Source organism: Snodgrassella sp. CFCC 13594 (genome assembly GCF_001590725.1).
Taxonomy (GTDB): domain Bacteria; phylum Pseudomonadota; class Gammaproteobacteria; order Burkholderiales; family Neisseriaceae; genus Snodgrassella.
In genome coordinates this window covers 1-263 of sequence record NZ_LQXR01000117.1, presented here as the reverse complement: position 1 = coordinate 263, position 263 = coordinate 1, and the positions used below count along the sequence as shown (strand labels likewise).

At 36.9% G+C, this 263-nt stretch carries 1 protein-coding gene; it reads right to left on the bottom strand.

The genetic code is table 11. The annotated features are described in order from the left end of the window. A partial coding sequence (locus tag A2F46_RS11965) for a calcium-binding protein (protein WP_304437946.1) occupies positions 1-263 on the bottom strand: 263 nt, incomplete at both ends.

The following is a 263-nucleotide window of genomic DNA, read 5'->3' as shown; positions in this document are numbered from 1 at the left end:
GCAATATCTAAGCTAATACCATCAGCAAATTGAATAGACTGGATGGAATTAGCCACCAACATGGAATCGGTGGAATCAAATTGGTTTTTAACCCGAACCGTATTACTTGTTTTATCATCAGAAATCAATAAATCAAACCCATCTCGAATAAATTTGGCATTTTCTGATTTGAGTGAAGTAAACTTAATCGCATTCTGCCCATCATGGTCAGTAATGACATCATTACCCCAATCGGCGTCAAACACATAAGTGTCATTACCCAA